Genomic DNA, 16,175 nt, shown 5'->3' with positions numbered 1-16,175 from the left:
AATTAGTTTTTATTGCAATCTATAAGTGAAACCAGCTTTAACAAATCTTCCGAGTGGACTATGAGTATAAGCGTCATAGTTCATCTCCCAATTTACAAAAGGTGGCAATTTATCTGCAATGTTATAAACGGAGAATGACAGGTCTGTCGAATCGTTCATACTGTAAGTATAAGTGGCATCGAAAGTCCTGTGTTCAGCTACTCTTCCAGAATCTCTTCGGTTGTAATAGCTTGAAATGTAATTTACAGCACCATAGAAATTATGTTTAGCATCCACATAATTTACAAAACCTTTACCTTTTTGTTCAGGCATTGGTCTGCAAGTATTGTTGATGTTGAAGAACCCAGCGCACTCGTAAGCTGCAGCTACTAATGCTCCGCCAACATTATAATCTGCGACAGAATACCCCAATATAGCGTTAGCTTCTAAACCTGTTGATAAAGTTCCGTTACCAACATCAGTATCATACTTAATAAATAAATCCAATCCGTCGGTTTCAGTTTTTGGACCGTTAACGTAATTTGATTGAATTCTAGCGATATCTCCGACTCCAAAGGAACCATCGTTCACTAGGTTAGTTCCACCAAAGATTTGGCTTTGAATGGCAGCTTTACCAGCACCGCCAGCTCCATAAGCATTGGCTAATTGCTGGTGGTTTTCGTTAATAATTGGATTATCAAACTCAAAGTTATAGTAATCTAAAGTCGCCGTCCAATTGTCGGTTCCAAAATCAGTTATTAAACCAATGTTATAAGTGGTAGCTTCTTCTGGCTCCAAATTGGTGTTTCCAGTTAAGTCGACAGCTTTAAAAGCACCGGTTTGGTTTACGTACTGAAGTGCAGTAACCCTAGTTCTAGAAGTTTCGTCTGGATGAGGCGCTCTAAAGGTAGTTTGCCCAGTAAATCTCAATGTGACCGTATCGGTAGGAGAATATCTAACTACTACTTTCGGGTCTATTGAATCAACAGTGCCATAATCTTCATATCTAATAGCGAGCTGAACGTCTAGATCATCACTGACCGGCAAGGCCAATTCAGCGAATAAAGAGTCAACGTCTTGATCTTGGTCGCTATCAAAAGTTGGTGCCAAGAACATGAAGAGTCCCACTGGATTTGAAGCACAAGCAGCTCTTCCAGCAGCGGTCTCATTTTGCTCAGGAATCAAACATGGATACAAGTCTCCATTATGAATATTAGTCATAGCGTTAGTTGCTGTTGGTCCAGCTCTTGCTGGAGTCGAAGTTTTAAGATTGTAATCTCTTCTTTCGTAACCCACAGCCCAGGCAGCTTCTCCAGCATCGAATGAGATGCTTGGCAAAGTTCCTTGCGCGATAAAATCAAAAGTCATTAATTCTGATTCTGATAGAGTTATTCTCTGATCAGTTAAGTATCTAAGTAACGCAGTAGAGTTGGCAACTGAGGCATCATAATTAGGATTAACTCCCATTCTTGCTCCATCAGCAGTGCTATGATCTCTTTGCATCGCTTGTTGCACAGCGTTAGAAAGAGGATTCACATAAAGACAACCCGCTGGTCGAGTAGTTGATTGAACTACCGAAGCTGCAATTGCAGCGCCAGTAGAACTTACTTTAAATGTTGGAGTTCTGTCGGTTGCACTAGTTGTCAAGCCGGTAAGCTCAGCATCACAGTCTGGACCACCATAGCCCCAGAGAGCTGCCAAAAATTTACTTTGTTGAGTGTCTGATGAAGAAAGCTCCCCTTCACTGTTAGAAAGATTAAAACTTGTTGAATATTGAACGTCATCGGTCAAATTGCCCTCAAAATTGAAAGCAAACCTGTAGGTATCGTATTCTCTGTGCTCTGTTTGAGCTCCTTGAGAATTACCAAATGGGTTTCCTGAAGCTCCCATCGATCTGGTTCTGATACCATGCAATGCCGCTCTGTTGGTTCCATCCCCGCCATAATTTTCATCAGTAAGTGCATCACAAAAAGTTGGATAGTCTGCGCAAAGCACAGCCATACCTGGGTGATTGTCAGGAATGGTATTAGTTTTAGGATTACTTGGCGGATAGGACGGCGAAGTAGCATAATGAGGCACTTCAGTAGTACTGTAAGCAAATTCCACACGGTAATCGTTATCATTAATTGACCCATTGAGCTCTAACCACAATTGGTTATTCTCTTGCTCTTCTTGAACGTTATCAAAGTAGGTGTACTGATACCTACAAAATCCTGCGAGTGCCACGTCAGCTTCTACATCTGTTCCATACGCCCCTAGCGCAGTAAAAGTACCGCCAGCTGCGTTACAACCAGGATCTGCCAAGAAGTAATTTCCGCCGAAACCTAAGGCTGCGTTTGCAGGCGCTCCTTCAGTACTATCACTCGTAAAAGTTCCTGGATTACCCATGGAAGAATATCCACCTCTAGTGTTAGCAGCATAAGACTTTAAACCATAGACAGTATCTGCCGCTCTTAATTCAGGCTTAAATTGATGCCCGAAAGAAACAAGTAAATTGGCGTCATTAGGCAACATTGTTCCGTAAGTGATTGAAAATTCTCTACCATCGTCTTGAGCATTTGGTATACCTTTTCCAGCAACATTCATTCTTAAGCCTTCAAAAGTTCCATCGGTAATAAAATTCACCACACCTGAAATCGCATCCGATCCATACGTTGCAGCTGCACCCTCTTTTAGAATTTCAATTCTACTGATCGCAGACAATGGAAAATCATGCAGATTAACGGATCTTCCAGCTCCCGTACTCAATGGCGCGGTAACTTGTCTTTTTCCGTTTACTAACACCAAAGTTCGCTGGGTACCAAGACCTCTTAAATTAATATTTGAAATTCCCTCAGCAGCATTCGATCCAAACTGGTTAGATTCACCATCCATACCAGTACTACCAGGAACCATTTTTATCAATTCCACGATGTTTAAATTACCTTGTGCGGCAATATCTGCAGAATCTAATACTGTGATCGGAGAACCCGAATCAATTGGCGTTCCTTTAATCAAGGAACCGATTACTTGAACCTCTTCTTCTTGAGCAAATACCAAAGCAGAAGAAATAAAAATAATAAAACTTAATTTTTTAAACATAATCTCCCCCATAATGTTTAATTAATACTATTTTTATAACATTTTTTTTTCAAAAGTCCTCGAATTTTTTAATTTACATCTAGAATGAAAGGAAGCTAAAAAAAAATTTTTTATTACCAATTTTTTGGCTTTAAAATTTCGTTAATATATTCTGCCGGTACTGCTTCTATTTCGGTACCAAAAGTATCGTTCCACCGATTTAAAAACCCGAAGAAAGCAATCACAGAAACCATGTCTATAATTTGCTGTTTTGAAAAATATTTTCTCAAATTATCAAAGTGAGTTTTTGTTGCGCCGTTTGGAACCTCTCCTGAAGCGAAGGCAAGATCTAAAAGCGCTTTTTCTTTTGGTTGATAATGCTCGCTATTTTGGTAGTTAAGAATATCGGCTATTTTTTCATTAGCAACTCCTGCCCGTTCCGCGCCATGAGAGGTATGCGACTGGCAATATTTGCATCCGGAACTTAAGCTGGAAGCTAGGGCAATCAACTGTTTTGACTGCATATCCAAGGAAACAGTATTAAAGACCGCGGCGGACATTTTTGCGAAAGCTTCAAGCAGCTCAGGCTTATCAGCCATAAGTAAATACGAGTTTGGTAGATACCCCATAAAAGATTCAACTAATTTAAATAATCTTTCAAACTCAGGAAAATCCTCTCTCTTTTTTGTATCGATATAAGAAATGTTCATTACTTAATTTTATCCATGAAAAGAATTAAATAAAGACACAAAAATTATGCCAGTCCCCAAGACGCCAACTACTAAAATAAAATAGTCCACAAAAAACACCATAAAAAGTTTTTTCCATGAAACTTCGAGATCTTTAGTTTTCAAAAAAGCGCTTATTTTAAAAAAAGTAAAACTAATCAAAAATACCACTGCGCCAATAACAAACATTCCGAAATTCATCTTTTATCTTCTCTGTTTAATTGCTATTTGCTCAAAATTTAAATTTTTATACGTAAAAAAACTTTCTTGAATTAAGCCTCCAAACTTTTCGTGCCAATCGTAATGTATTCCAAAAGACTTGCTATCAGGAGGCTCAATAATGAAAGTCACGTCGTAAAGATCTTTGATGCTACCAGGTAACTTAATATTCTGAGCGTAATGTAAATTGTCCACTAAATTTAAATGTGGGGTTAAATCGGTTTCGATAATTGCTCCTTTTTCGTTTGAAATGATAGCTTTCACTTTGAGATAAGCAACAAAACCGCCTGAGGGCACTGAAACAAGATTATCTTCTGACCAGTTGGCCAGCATTTCAATATGTATATCTGTCTCTGATTCTGCTAAGTAAAATTTTTCAGGAAAAACTGTGTCTTTTGGAGCAGCTTCAAAAACTATTTTAATTCCAGGATCTATTCTTTCTGATCCAATGATCATTTCTTCTGTTGAAACATTAATACAAAAAAAAATAAATACTAACTGAAGAAATTGTTTCATTTGTCTTTAACTCTTATTAATCCTTCTTGAACTGCTGACGCAACTAATTTACCGTCTTGAGTAAAAATATTTCCTCTATTGAATCCGTTTGCATTGCTGGCTGATGGGCTATCTAAAGAATATAGCAACCACTCATCGGCCCTAAACTCTCGGTGAAACCACATCGCATGGTCAAGACTGGCTACTTGAAGTTTTTCATAAGCTCCAAAACTAAATCCATGCGGTCGCTGAGAAGTTCCAAGCAAGCCCATATCCGATGCATAAGCTAAAACTCCTTGATGAATTAAATGATTGTCCGGTAATTTCCCAGAGGCTTTAATCCACATATTTTTGAAAGGTTCGCCCTTCTCATTATCAAATGGATTTAAATTTTCTACGTTTCTAATTTCAATTGGTTTGTCTCTCAAAAACCCCTCAAGCATTGCTTTAGGGATTTTGTCTTTCATTTCTTCTCTAAACTCCCTATCGCTCTTTAATTCTTCAGGACTCGGAACATCTGGCATTTCAAATTGATGCTCTAGACCTTCTTCGGATATTTTGAATGAAACGGACATATTAAAAATATACTCTCCGTTTTGAATCGCATTGACTGTTCGTGTGGTAAAGCTTTTCCCATCTCTAATTCTTTGCACGTCGTAAAGAATGGGCATATCAATTCTTCCAGGTCTTAAAAAATAAGCATGCAAAGAATGAGCTTTTCTTGAATTGTCTACAGTTTCTTGAGTTGCGCTAAGTGCCTGACCTATTACCTGCCCACCAAAAACTCTGCCCCAAGCAGTTTGTTCACTTTGTCCTCGAAATAAATTTTCTTCGAGTTTCTCAAGATTCAAAGTCTTGATTAATTCATCTAGTAGCTTTTGATCTGACATTTTATTCTTTGATTGAATGGTCAACTGTTTTAGCAGGAGAATCAGAACTTGGCTTGCCAACAGCAATTGCGGGAACACCTGCTACTGTTGTATTCATTTCGACGTCATCAAGAACGACGCTTCCAGCAGCTACTTTGGCACCTTGACCGATTTCAACATTTCCCAAAATTTTAGCTCCCGCGCTAATCAATACTCCTTTCCTAACCTTAGGGTGCCTATCTCCGGTAATTTTTCCAGTTCCACCAAGGGTTACTCCTTGAAAGATTGATACATCATTTTCGATTACACTGGTTTCACCAATCACAATTCCGGTCGCGTGATCTAGCATCACCCCGACTCCAATCCTTGCAGCTGGGTGAATATCTACGCTATATATTTTCGATGCTTGACTGTGAAGAAAACTAGCCAACAAAGTTTCTCCACTTTTTAAAAAGTAATGACTTGCTCTGTGCGTTTGTAATGCTAGAAAGCCTTTGGAAAACAGCAGAGTTGATAAATATCCAGTAGATGCCGGATCTCTTTGTTTTACTGCAAGTAGATCCAAAACCAATCCATCCAAAATATTAGAATCTTCGTAAACTTTTTTTAATTCAGCGAAAAGAAATTTATTCGAAAAAGCTTTTGACGAAACATCTTGACCTAAATCATTGGCAATTTTGAAACCTATGCTGTCAGACAACTTGTCGAAATCAGCAACATATTCGTCTAAGTAAGAATCAGACAATGATTGATCCTTAGACAATGATTTGGCCTCTTCCTGGATTTCTAACCAGATTTCTTTTTCCGTCATAAGCTTAGTTTAGATAGATTTGAAATCGAATAGTTTACTAGATCGTAAGTATATTATCTTGCTGTTTTAAATGAAAAAAGGATAATAAGTAACCTTCTATACTATGGCAACAACATATAGCAACTTCTCTAAAAATAAACCCGATATTTCACTAAACGTTGGGAACACTTTCGGTATAGACGCTGATTTTGAAGTACCTGCCTTTGCGGAAGCTAACGAATACGTTCCAGATGTTGACGATACTTATTGTTTCGATAAAAGCACAACCCTCGCAATTTTAGCTGGCTTTTCTGACAACCGAAGAGTCATGATCCAAGGTCTTCATGGCTCTGGAAAATCTACTCATATTGAGCAAGTTGCGGCTAGGTTAAATTGGCCTTGTGTCAGAATCAATTTAGATTCACACATCAGCAGATTGGATCTCTTAGGTAAAGACGCTATTACTTTAGAAAAAGACAAACAAGTCACAAAGTTTCAAGAGGGTATCCTTCCTTGGGCCATTCAGAATCCAACCGCCTTGGTTTTTGACGAGTACGATGCTGGTAGACCTGATGTAATGTTCGTAATTCAGCGTGTGCTCGAAGTTGACGGAAGGTTAACTCTCTTAGATCAAAACAGAGTCCTAACCCCTAATCCTTTCTTCAGACTTTTTGCTACCGCAAACACTGTCGGCCTTGGGGACAGCACTGGTCTCTACCACGGCACCCAACAAATCAACCAAGGTCAAATGGACAGATGGCAAATAGTCTCATGTTTAAATTATTTGAGCGTCGAATTGGAAACGAAAGTAGTCTTGTCAAAAGTAAAGGGTTTAGACAATAAAAAAGGCTCGGAAATTGTAAAAAATATGATCGAGCTAGCAAACCTTACTCGAGAAGGCTTCAAAAATGGTGACATCTCCAATTTGATGTCGCCCAGAACAGTAATAAGTTGGGCGGAAAATTATCAAATTTTTTCTGATTTAGTTTCTTCTTTTGAATTAAGCTTCCTAAATAAGTGCGATGAAACTGAAAAACCAATCATTGCTGAATATTTTCAAAGATGTTTTGATCAAGAAACATCTGATTCAATAAGCAATCTGATAGATCAAGATTGAGTGATAGATCAAAAGAACAAATATTAAAGGAAGCGCTCTCTTCCTCTTCAAGAGCAATTTCCTCTAAAACTGACTTAGAACTTAATTTTGGAAGTGATTCAATTCATTCTAATTCAATTCCTCTTCCAGAAAGCTCTTTACGTGGATTAAGCTTAAGCAGAGCGAAAGCTGACAAGATAGCTTTGAAAGAGAAATTTTCTAACGAATCAAGAAGTGAAATAACAGGTATTAATGAATTAGATCAAAGCCTCTCGGTGCAAAACAGCGTACGGATCGAAGTCTTAGGTTCGCTTCAATATAAAGGTCTCAAGAGCAATCTTAGAAATAATTTCGTTGAAGAACTTGAAGCGTTTAAACCAGAGTCAGCGATTGAGAGTATCAACAAAATTCTAGATATTTGGATCAAAGGGAAAATATTAGGAAATAAATTTACAGCTCTTGAAGAAAAAATTTTGGAACCATTCAGTGAGGATTTAAAAAAAGTAGAGAAAAAATTTATTCCTGAACTAAAAAAAAATATTAAGGACAAGGAGTTATATCTTGAAAGCATTCAAAATCTTCTTAAGGAACTAAACATTAAATTTGAAGAGGAAGAACAAAAAGAAGAAAGTTCATCGGATGACGACGATAATGAAGACGAAGAATCAGATGAGGAAAATCAAGATGAAGAGCCTCAAGAAGAAGGTTCTTCGGAAGAGTCTCCAACTGATTCTGAATCTTCAGAAGAAATGGAATTTGAAGAAGAAGAGGTCGAAGACTCAGATGAAAATTGGGTCGAAAATAGATCCAAATTAGAGGAATTATTTAATGTCGAAAATAATCAAGAATACAAAGTTTTTTGTAGAGACTTTGATGAAATTGTCGATGCAGAAGATCTATGCGCACAAGAAGAGCTCAAGAGACTTAGGATAAGATTAGATCAATTAATAGATCCAAGCAAAAGTGTAATTGCTAAATTAGCTAATAGACTTCAGAGATTACTTTTAGCTCAACAAAATAGATCTTGGGAGTACGATAAAGATGAAGGGATATTGGATACATCAAAATTAACCAAAATAATAACCGACCCTTTAACGCCTTTAAGCTTTAAACAAGAAAAAGACACAAAATTTAAAGACACTGTTGTGACTATTCTTGTAGATAGTTCTGGCTCAATGAGAGGTAGATCCATGACAACAGCCGCAATTTCAGCAGATATCATTGGGGCGACATTAGACAGGTGTAACATAAAAACAGAAATCTTAGGTTTCACAACAAAACATTGGAAAGGCGGAGACAGCCGTAAGTTATGGGTTGAATGCGGAAAACCAAGCAATCCAGGGAGGCTTAACGATCTCAGTCATATTATTTTTAAACCTGCAGATCTCGCCTGGAGAAGAGCAAAAAAAAACCTAGGATTAATGCTGCGGGAGGGATTGCTCAAAGAAAACGTTGACGGAGAAGCGCTTCTTTGGGCTTGTAGTAGGTTATTTAAAAGACCAGAGCAAAGACAAATTCTTATGGTGATTTCCGATGGAGCGCCTGTCGATGACAGCACTTTATCTACTAATTCAACAAGCTATTTAGACAATCATTTGAAATCAGTTATAAAAGATATTGAAAATAAAACAGATATTGATCTCATTGCAATTGGCATTGGTCATGATGTAACAAGGTATTATTCCAAGGCCGTAACAATTCATAGAGCAGAAGAATTAGGTGGTGTTATGTTGGAGCAACTAACCGAATTATTTGCCGAAAGATAAGGAAAATATTACACATTAAAAATGTTGACTTTAAGAGCTCAAAGGAATAATTTACCATTATGAAAATTACAAAAAGACAGGGTCCCCCCGAAGATTTAGTTTATTTTGACGACGAACTAGATCTTAAAGAAAAAGATGTTGAAGATGTTGTAGAAATCTTTAACACGCCTCTTACCGGTTCTTATAATTGGGACTACACAGTAGCAGAAAATAGAATAAAAAAACTTTACGAACTTGGAAAAGAACTAAATTGGAATGGCTCAATAGATCTGGATTGGAGTTATACCCATCCATCCGACGAACCTCTTGTAGGAATAGATGGAGTTGAATTTCCTCACGAACAACTAGATGCTTACAAAGCATTGTCTGAAGAAGAAAAAATTGAATTTGACAGGCATGAAACTGCTGAGGTTCTATGCCAATTTCTTCACGGTGAACAAGGTGCGCTACTAGTAGCTTCACAAATAGCAAGTTGTGCTCCAACTTTTAACGCAAAAATGTACGCTGCTTCTCAAACTTTTGACGAAGCTAGACACGTTGAAGTTTTCAATCGTTATTTACAAGAAAAAATTGGTTTTCACTATCCTATAAACCCTAATTTAAAAGCTTTATTAGACAAAATACTTACTGATGAAAGATGGGATTTAAAATTCATTGGAATGCAAATTATTATTGAGGGACTTGCTCTTGCGGCCTTTACTAACATGAAGCTCTCTGCCCGAGACCCTCTTTTGCAAACTCTTCTTCATTACATCATCAGAGACGAGGCGCGTCACGTAACTTTTGGAATTAATTATTTAGAGGATTTTGTTAAAACTCTATCTCCTGATGAAATTGAAGAAAGAGCCGAGTTCGCTTTTGAAGCCTGTGTAGTTTCTAAAGATAGATTAATAAACACTGGTGCGATGACTAAGTTTCTAAAAATGTCTCATGAAGAAGCCAGAATATTTCAATTAAATAATGGTGGTTTAGACCAATTCAGAAGCTTTTTATTTTCAAGAGTTATGCCAAATCTAAAAAGAATTGGTTTGCTTACTGACTCTGTAAGACCTAAATACGAAGAACTTGGTATTCTTGAGTATGAAAATGCTGCAAGTGATTATGAGATTGACTGGGCTGAAATTTCCAAGCCTCTAGAATCCTCAGATCAAGTTAAAAAAGATTCTGATGAAATGCTTGCTACAATTCAAGAAGCGCAAGCTAACGCTTAGTTTTTGATAAAAATTAAGCTGTTCATGACAGACAGCGCATGTCCAAATCTATTAAGTTAGGAATCGACTTTGGTATAACTAATACCGATGTAGTTATAGTTGATGGAGCTAATTTTAAATTTAAAACTTTTTTCTCAAAAAATACTTCTGTAGATTTTTTGAAAGAATTAATCTCATCCTGTACAGATGATGTTTCTAATTTACAAATAATTGGGGTTACCGGAGGTAAGCACGAAGCTTTAGGTTCGTCTTATAAAGGAATTGAAATAAAACATTACAACGAAGTCGAAGCAATTGTTAAAGGAGCAATGAATACTTTTCATCCTAAAGAGGAGAGATTTATGGTCATGAGTCTTGGGTCTGGTTCAGCATGCGCAATCTTTAATGAAGGTGACATTCTCCACGCCGGAGGAACTGGATTAGGTGGAGGAACCATAAGGGGTTTAAGTAAATTGATTATTGGTGAAGACGATCCAAAAATAATAAATTCTCTCTCCTCTAAAGGGAAGAGAGAAAAAGTAGACCTTTTATTGAAAGATGTAATTTCAGGTCCTATTGGAAATCTACCAGAATCTGCAAGCGCAGTGAATTTTGGAAAAATAGATTATTCAGATTGCAACAAAGAAGATTTAGCTGCCGGAATAATAAGCATGGTAGGACAAACAATTTTAAAAACAGCTATTACAATAGCTTCTATAAACGACATAAAAAAAGTATACGTAATTGGAAGATCTTATAAATACGATCTTCTCAGAGAAATGCTAATTGATGGATTTAGAGTAATTAATATAGAGCCTCTTTTCCACGAAAACGGTGAGTACGCAATTTGTGTGGGGACTATCTGATTTAACAAGAAGTCCGACGATGTCCTACTCTCGCATAGAAAAAACTACACTACCATCGGCGCTAAGTGGTTTCACTTCTGAGTTCGATATGGAATCAGGTGGGTCACACTTGCTATTGTCATCGGACAAAATTCTTGTTCATTATTGCGATCCAAAAAAATTAGGTCTTTATTTCAAATTTAGAAACATTAGATTTCAAATTTAGAAACATTAGTTAAGCCTCACGAACAATTAGTACAGGTTAGCTCAATGCCTTACAGCACTTACACACCCTGCCTATCAACGTCCTAGTCTTGAACGGTTCTTTAGGATCCCGAAGGATCAGGGAGATCTTGTCTTGAGGTAGGCTTCCCACTTAGATGCTTTCAGCGGTTATCCTTTCCGAACATAGCTACCGGGCAATGCCACTGGCGTGACAACCCGAACACCAGAGGTTCGTTCATTCCGGTCCTCTCGTACTAGGAACAACTCCTCTCAAATCTCCAACGCGCACGGCAGATAGGGACCGAACTGTCTCACGACGTTCTAAACCCAGCTCGCGTACCACTTTAAATGGCGAACAGCCATACCCTTGGGACCTGCTCCAGCCCCAGGATGTGATGAGCCGACATCGAGGTGCCAAACACCCCCGTCGATGTGAACTCTTGGGGGGTATAAGCCTGTTATCCCCGGCGTACCTTTTATCCGTTGAGCGATGGCCCTTCCATACAGAACCACCGGATCACTATGACCTACTTTCGTACCTGCTCGACCCGTCGGTCTCGCAGTTAAGCTACCTTTTGCCATTGCACTCATTGCACGATGTCTGACCGTGCTGAGGTAACCTTCGTACTCCTCCGTTACTCTTTAGGAGGAGACCGCCCCAGTCAAACTACCCACCACACACTGTCCTTGACCCAGATAATGAGTCTAAGTTAGAACCTCAAAGTTACAAGGGTGGTATTTCAAGGACGACTCCACAAAAGCTAGCGCTAATGCTTCAAAGTCTCCCACCTATCCTACACATATAAATTCAAAGTCCAGTGTGAAGCTATAGTAAAGGTGCACGGGGTCTTTCCGTCTTGCCGCGCGTATACGGCATCTTCACCGCAAATTCAATTTCACTGAGTCCTGGGTCGAGACAGTATGGCCATCGTTACGCCATTCGTGCAGGTCGGAACTTACCCGACAAGGAATTTCGCTACCTTAGGACCGTTATAGTTACGGCCGCCGTTCACCGGGGCTTCGATCAAGAGCTTCGTCCGAGGACTAACCCCATCAATTAACCTTCCGGCACCGGGCAGGCGTCACACCCTATACTTCCACATTAGTGTTTGCAGAGTGCTATGTTTTTAGTAAACAGTCGCAGCCATCTGGTATCTTCGACCTCTTTCCGCTCCAGAAGCAAGTTCTTTCACGTAATAGAGGCGTACCTTCTCCCGAAGTTACGGTACCATTTTGCCTAGTTCCTTAACCCAAGTTCTCTCAAACGCCTTAGTATTCTCTACCTGACTACCTGTGTCGGTTTACAGTACGGCTTCCTATTACCTGAAGCTTAGAAGTTTTTCCTGGAAGTATGGCATTAATCACTTCTCAACTTAAAAAGTTAATCGTCATCAGCTCTCAGTCAAAGATACTCCGGATTTACCTAAAGTATCGACCTACAACCTTAAACAGGGACAACCATCGCCCTGATGATCTAGCCTTCTCCGTCACTCCATCGCAGTAATAGCAAGTACAGGAATATTAACCTGTTTTCCATCGACTACGGCTTTCGCCCTCGCCTTAGGTACCGACTAACCCTGTCCCGATTAGCGTTGGACAGGAAACCTTAGTCATTCGGCGGAGAGGTTTTTCACCTCTCTCTCGTTACTCATGTCAGCATTCTCACTTCTGATACCTCCAGAGAATTTCCCAATCCTCCTTCACAGGCTTACAGAACGCTCCTCTACCATAGATTAAAAATCTATTCGCAGCTTCGGTGTATGATTTAGCCCCGTTATATCTTCCGCGCAGGCCGACTCGACTAGTGAGCTGTTACGCTATCTTTAAAGGATGGCTGCTTCTAAGCCAACCTCCTAGCTGTTTAAGCCTTCCCACATCGTTTCCCACTTAATCATACTTTGGGACCTTAGCTGGCGATCTGGGTTGTTTCCCTTTCCACTACGGACGTTAGCACCCGCAGTGTGTCTCCCGTGCTAATACTTCTTGGTATTCGGAGTTTGCGTCGGTTTGGTAAGTCGGGATGACCCCCTAGCCGAGACAGTGCTCTACCCCCAAGAGTAATACACGAGGCGCTACCTAAATAGCTTTCGAGGAGAACCAGATATCTCCGAGCTTGATTAGCCTTTCACTCCAATCCACAGCTCATCCCCTCATTTTTCAACATAAGTGGGTTCGGGCCTCCAGTAAGTATTACCTTACCTTCACCCTGGCCATGGATAGATCGCCCGGTTTCGGGTCTACTCCCTGCGACTTAACGCCCTATTAAGACTCGGTTTCCCTATGCCTACCTTAAAAAGTTAAGCTTGCCACAGACAGTAACTCGCTGACCCATTATACAAAAGGTACGCAGTCACTCCGTTTATCCGAAGATAAACTTAAAGCTCCTACAGCTTGTATGCATACGATTTCAGGTTCTATTTCACTCCCCTCTCCGGGGTTCTTTTCGCCTTTCCCTCACGGTACTGGTTCACTATCGGTCAGCTAGGAGTATTTAGCCTTGGAGGATGGTCCCCCCATATTCAGTCAAAGTTTCACGTGCTCCGACCTACTCGATTTCACAAAATAAGAAAATTAAATTACAGGACTATCACCTTCTATGGTCAAGCTTCCCAACTTGTTACTTTTTTTCTTAAAACGCTTAAGGGCTGTTCCGCTTTCGCTCGCCGCTACTAACAGAATCTCGGTTGATTTCTTTTCCTACAGGTACTTAGATGTTTCAGTTCCCTGCGTTAGCTTCATCATCCTATGTATTCAGATAATGATACCTAGGTTATCCTAGGTGGGTTTTCCCATTCGGAGATCTCCGGGTTGTAGTTTGTTTATCAACTTACCGAAGCTTATCGCAGATTACCACGTCCTTCATCGCCTCTAGCTGCCAAGGCATCCGTCGTATGCACTTAATTACTTAACAAATGTTTCTAAACAAAAAAATGTTTGAAAGTTAAGTTTCTTTGAATAATAAGCGCCTAATTTTATTTGCCATTAGCATTCAGAATCGAATTGAATTCGATTCTTGAACTTGATGTTTAAAAGTTATAAAACTTTTAAATAATTATTAATAATTGATAACAATAATTATTAACATTTGGATCACAATACTTTTAAAAAACTCTCAAGACCCATTTAAGGTCTGAAATTAATTCATGTAATTCGAGCGAACACTCACAACAAAGATAGTGTATTTATAGTTAGGAGGTGATCCAGCCCCAGGTTCCCCTAGGGCTACCTTGTTACGACTTCGTCCCAGTCGCGTATCACACCGTGGGGGCCGCCCTCCAAAGGTTAGGCAAACCACTTCTGGTGCAACACACTCCCATGACGTGACGGGCGGTGTGTACAAGGCCCGAGAACGTATTCACCGCGACATTCTGATTCGCGATTACTAGCGATTCCTGCTTCATGGAGTCGAGTTGCAGACTCCAATCCGGACTAAGGAAGACTTTGTGGGATTGGCTCCAGCTCGCGCTTTCGCAGCCATCTGTATCTCCCATTGTAGCACGTGTGTAGCCCAACCCGTAAGGGCCATGATGACTTGACGTCGTCCCCGCCTTCCTCCGTGTTATTCACGGCAGTCTCCTTATAGTTCCCACCCGAAGTGCTGGCAAATAAGGATAAGGGTTGCGCTCGTTACTGGACTTAACCATACATCTCACGACACGAGCTGACGACAGCCATGCAACACCTGTCACAGAGTTCCCGAAGGCACAAATCTATCTCTAGAAAATTCTCTGGATGTCAAGGGTTGGTAAGGTTTTTCGCGTTGCATCGAATTAAACCACATGCTCCACCGCTTGTGCGGGCCCCCGTCAATTCATTTGAGTTTTAGCCTTGCGGCCGTACTCCCCAGGCGGAGAACTTAATGCGTTAGCTGTGCCACTGAATCTCAAGGATCCAACGGCTAGTTCTCATCGTTTACGGCGTGGACTACCAGGGTATCTAATCCTGTTTGCTACCCACGCTTTCGCACCTCAGCGTCAGTTTCGGACCAGCGAGTTGCCTTCGCCATTGGTATTCCTCATGATATCTACGCATTTCACCGCTACACCATGAATTCTACTCGCCTCTTCCGTACTCCAGTATACAAGTTTTGAATGCAGTTCCCAGGTTAAGCCCGGGGATTTCACACCCAACTTAGCATACCGCCTACGCGCGCTTTACGCCCAGTAATTCCGATTAACGCTTGGACCCTCCGTATTACCGCGGCTGCTGGCACGGAGTTAGCCGGTCCTTATTCTGTAAGTAATGTCACGGTTAATAGGTATTAACTATTAACTTTTCTTCCTTACCTAAAGTGCTTTACAACCCTAAGGCCTTCTTCACACACGCGGCATGCCTGGATCAGGGTTGCCCCCATTGTCCAATATTCTCTACTGCTGCCTCCCGTAGGAGTCTGGGCCGTGTCTCAGTCCCAGTGTGGCTGATCGTCCTCTCAGACCAGCTAGAGATCGTAGTCTTGGTGAGCCATTACCTCACCAACAAACTAATCTCACGCAGGCTCATCAAACAGTGAAAGCTTCCAAGGATAGGCCTTCTTTCCCCCGTAGGGTGTATGCGGTATTAATTCGAGTTTCCCCGAGCTATCCCCCGCTGAATGGTAGATTCCTACGCGTTACTCACCCGTTCGCCGCTTTACTCGTTTCCGAAGAAACTTTCTCGCTCGACTTGCATGTATTAAAGCTGCCGCCAGCGTTCAATCTGAGCCATGATCAAACTCTTCAATTAAATTAAACGGATATTTTTCTCAAAAAATATCAAAAAAGGGTTTTGAATATAAATATTCAAAAAATGACACATACCTCTATTTACAAGGCAAGTGTCCGCACGAATTACATGAACTAATCTGTTAAAAAACACCCTGTGCTAAAAATTACAGCACAGGAATTTGCGATTATACATAGGTATCGGCTTTATAA

General features: G+C 40.2%; 10 protein-coding genes and 3 rRNA genes. 4 read left to right on the top strand and 9 right to left on the bottom strand.

Annotation, left to right across the window (positions count from 1 at the left end):
• Positions 1-9 precede the first annotated feature (9 nt).
• From M9C82_00655 to cysE, 6 genes are all read right to left on the bottom strand, one after another.
• Positions 10-3,060 carry a TonB-dependent receptor gene (locus M9C82_00655; protein ID URQ73674.1) on the bottom strand — a complete coding sequence of 1,017 codons (3,051 nt, stop codon included), beginning with the start codon at positions 3,058-3,060 and terminating at the stop codon, positions 10-12.
• A gap of 113 nt (positions 3,061-3,173) precedes the next feature.
• Entirely contained in the window at positions 3,174-3,749 is a 576-nt protein-coding gene (locus M9C82_00650; protein ID URQ73673.1) for a carboxymuconolactone decarboxylase family protein, read from the bottom strand.
• A 9-nt stretch (positions 3,750-3,758) separates the two neighbouring features.
• Entirely contained in the window at positions 3,759-3,968 is a 210-nt protein-coding gene (locus M9C82_00645) for a hypothetical protein (GenBank protein URQ73672.1), read from the bottom strand.
• Positions 3,969-3,971: 3 nt separating this feature from the next.
• A complete protein-coding gene (locus M9C82_00640) occupies positions 3,972-4,502 on the bottom strand; it encodes an iron transporter (protein ID URQ73671.1) in 531 nt (176 codons plus the stop codon).
• A complete protein-coding gene (gene tesB / locus M9C82_00635) occupies positions 4,499-5,371 on the bottom strand; it encodes an acyl-CoA thioesterase II (protein URQ73670.1) in 873 nt (290 codons plus the stop codon). The genes M9C82_00640 and tesB overlap by 4 nt, the downstream gene beginning before the upstream one ends.
• A 1-nt stretch (position 5,372) precedes the next feature.
• Complete coding sequence (gene cysE, locus M9C82_00630; protein ID URQ73669.1) at positions 5,373-6,161, bottom strand: serine O-acetyltransferase; 789 nt, start codon at positions 6,159-6,161, stop codon at positions 5,373-5,375.
• A 103-nt stretch (positions 6,162-6,264) separates the two neighbouring features.
• On the opposite strand from cysE, the gene M9C82_00625 reads away from it, so the two are divergent.
• Genes M9C82_00625 through M9C82_00610 form a run of 4 tightly spaced genes read left to right on the top strand, consistent with a single transcriptional unit; the run spans position 6,265 to position 11,058 of the window.
• Positions 6,265-7,257: an AAA family ATPase gene (locus tag M9C82_00625; GenBank protein ID URQ73668.1), complete on the top strand. Its 993-nt coding sequence runs from the start codon at positions 6,265-6,267 to the stop codon at positions 7,255-7,257.
• Positions 7,254-9,002 (top strand): hypothetical protein, encoded by a 1,749-nt coding sequence (locus M9C82_00620; protein ID URQ73667.1) that lies wholly within the window; start codon positions 7,254-7,256, stop codon positions 9,000-9,002. Before M9C82_00625 ends, M9C82_00620 begins: the two co-directional genes overlap by 4 nt.
• Positions 9,003-9,061: 59 nt before the next feature.
• Positions 9,062-10,213, top strand: coding sequence for a ferritin-like domain-containing protein (locus tag M9C82_00615; GenBank protein URQ73666.1), 1,152 nt, complete (start codon positions 9,062-9,064; stop codon positions 10,211-10,213).
• 38 nt (positions 10,214-10,251) lie between these two features.
• Positions 10,252-11,058, top strand: coding sequence for a hypothetical protein (locus tag M9C82_00610; GenBank protein URQ73665.1), 807 nt, complete (start codon positions 10,252-10,254; stop codon positions 11,056-11,058).
• Between the two features lie 11 nt (positions 11,059-11,069).
• Here the strand turns inward: M9C82_00610 and rrf are convergent.
• The 3 genes from rrf to M9C82_00595 all read right to left on the bottom strand — a co-directional run bounded on the left by rrf (position 11,070) and on the right by M9C82_00595 (position 15,984).
• Positions 11,070-11,184, bottom strand: a 5S ribosomal RNA gene (gene rrf / locus M9C82_00605).
• Between the two features lie 84 nt (positions 11,185-11,268).
• A 23S ribosomal RNA gene (locus M9C82_00600) occupies positions 11,269-14,173 on the bottom strand.
• Between the two features lie 277 nt (positions 14,174-14,450).
• A 16S ribosomal RNA gene (locus M9C82_00595) occupies positions 14,451-15,984 on the bottom strand.
• Together the 16S, 23S and 5S rRNA genes form the textbook arrangement of a ribosomal RNA operon.
• Positions 15,985-16,175: the final 191 nt, after the last annotated feature.

Source organism: SAR86 cluster bacterium (assembly GCA_023703675.1).
In the GTDB taxonomy this organism is placed as follows: domain Bacteria; phylum Pseudomonadota; class Gammaproteobacteria; order Magnimaribacterales; family AG-339-G14; genus AG-339-G14.
The sequence above is the reverse complement of the archived record's forward strand: the minus strand, read 5'-3'. Positions and strand labels throughout refer to the sequence as shown.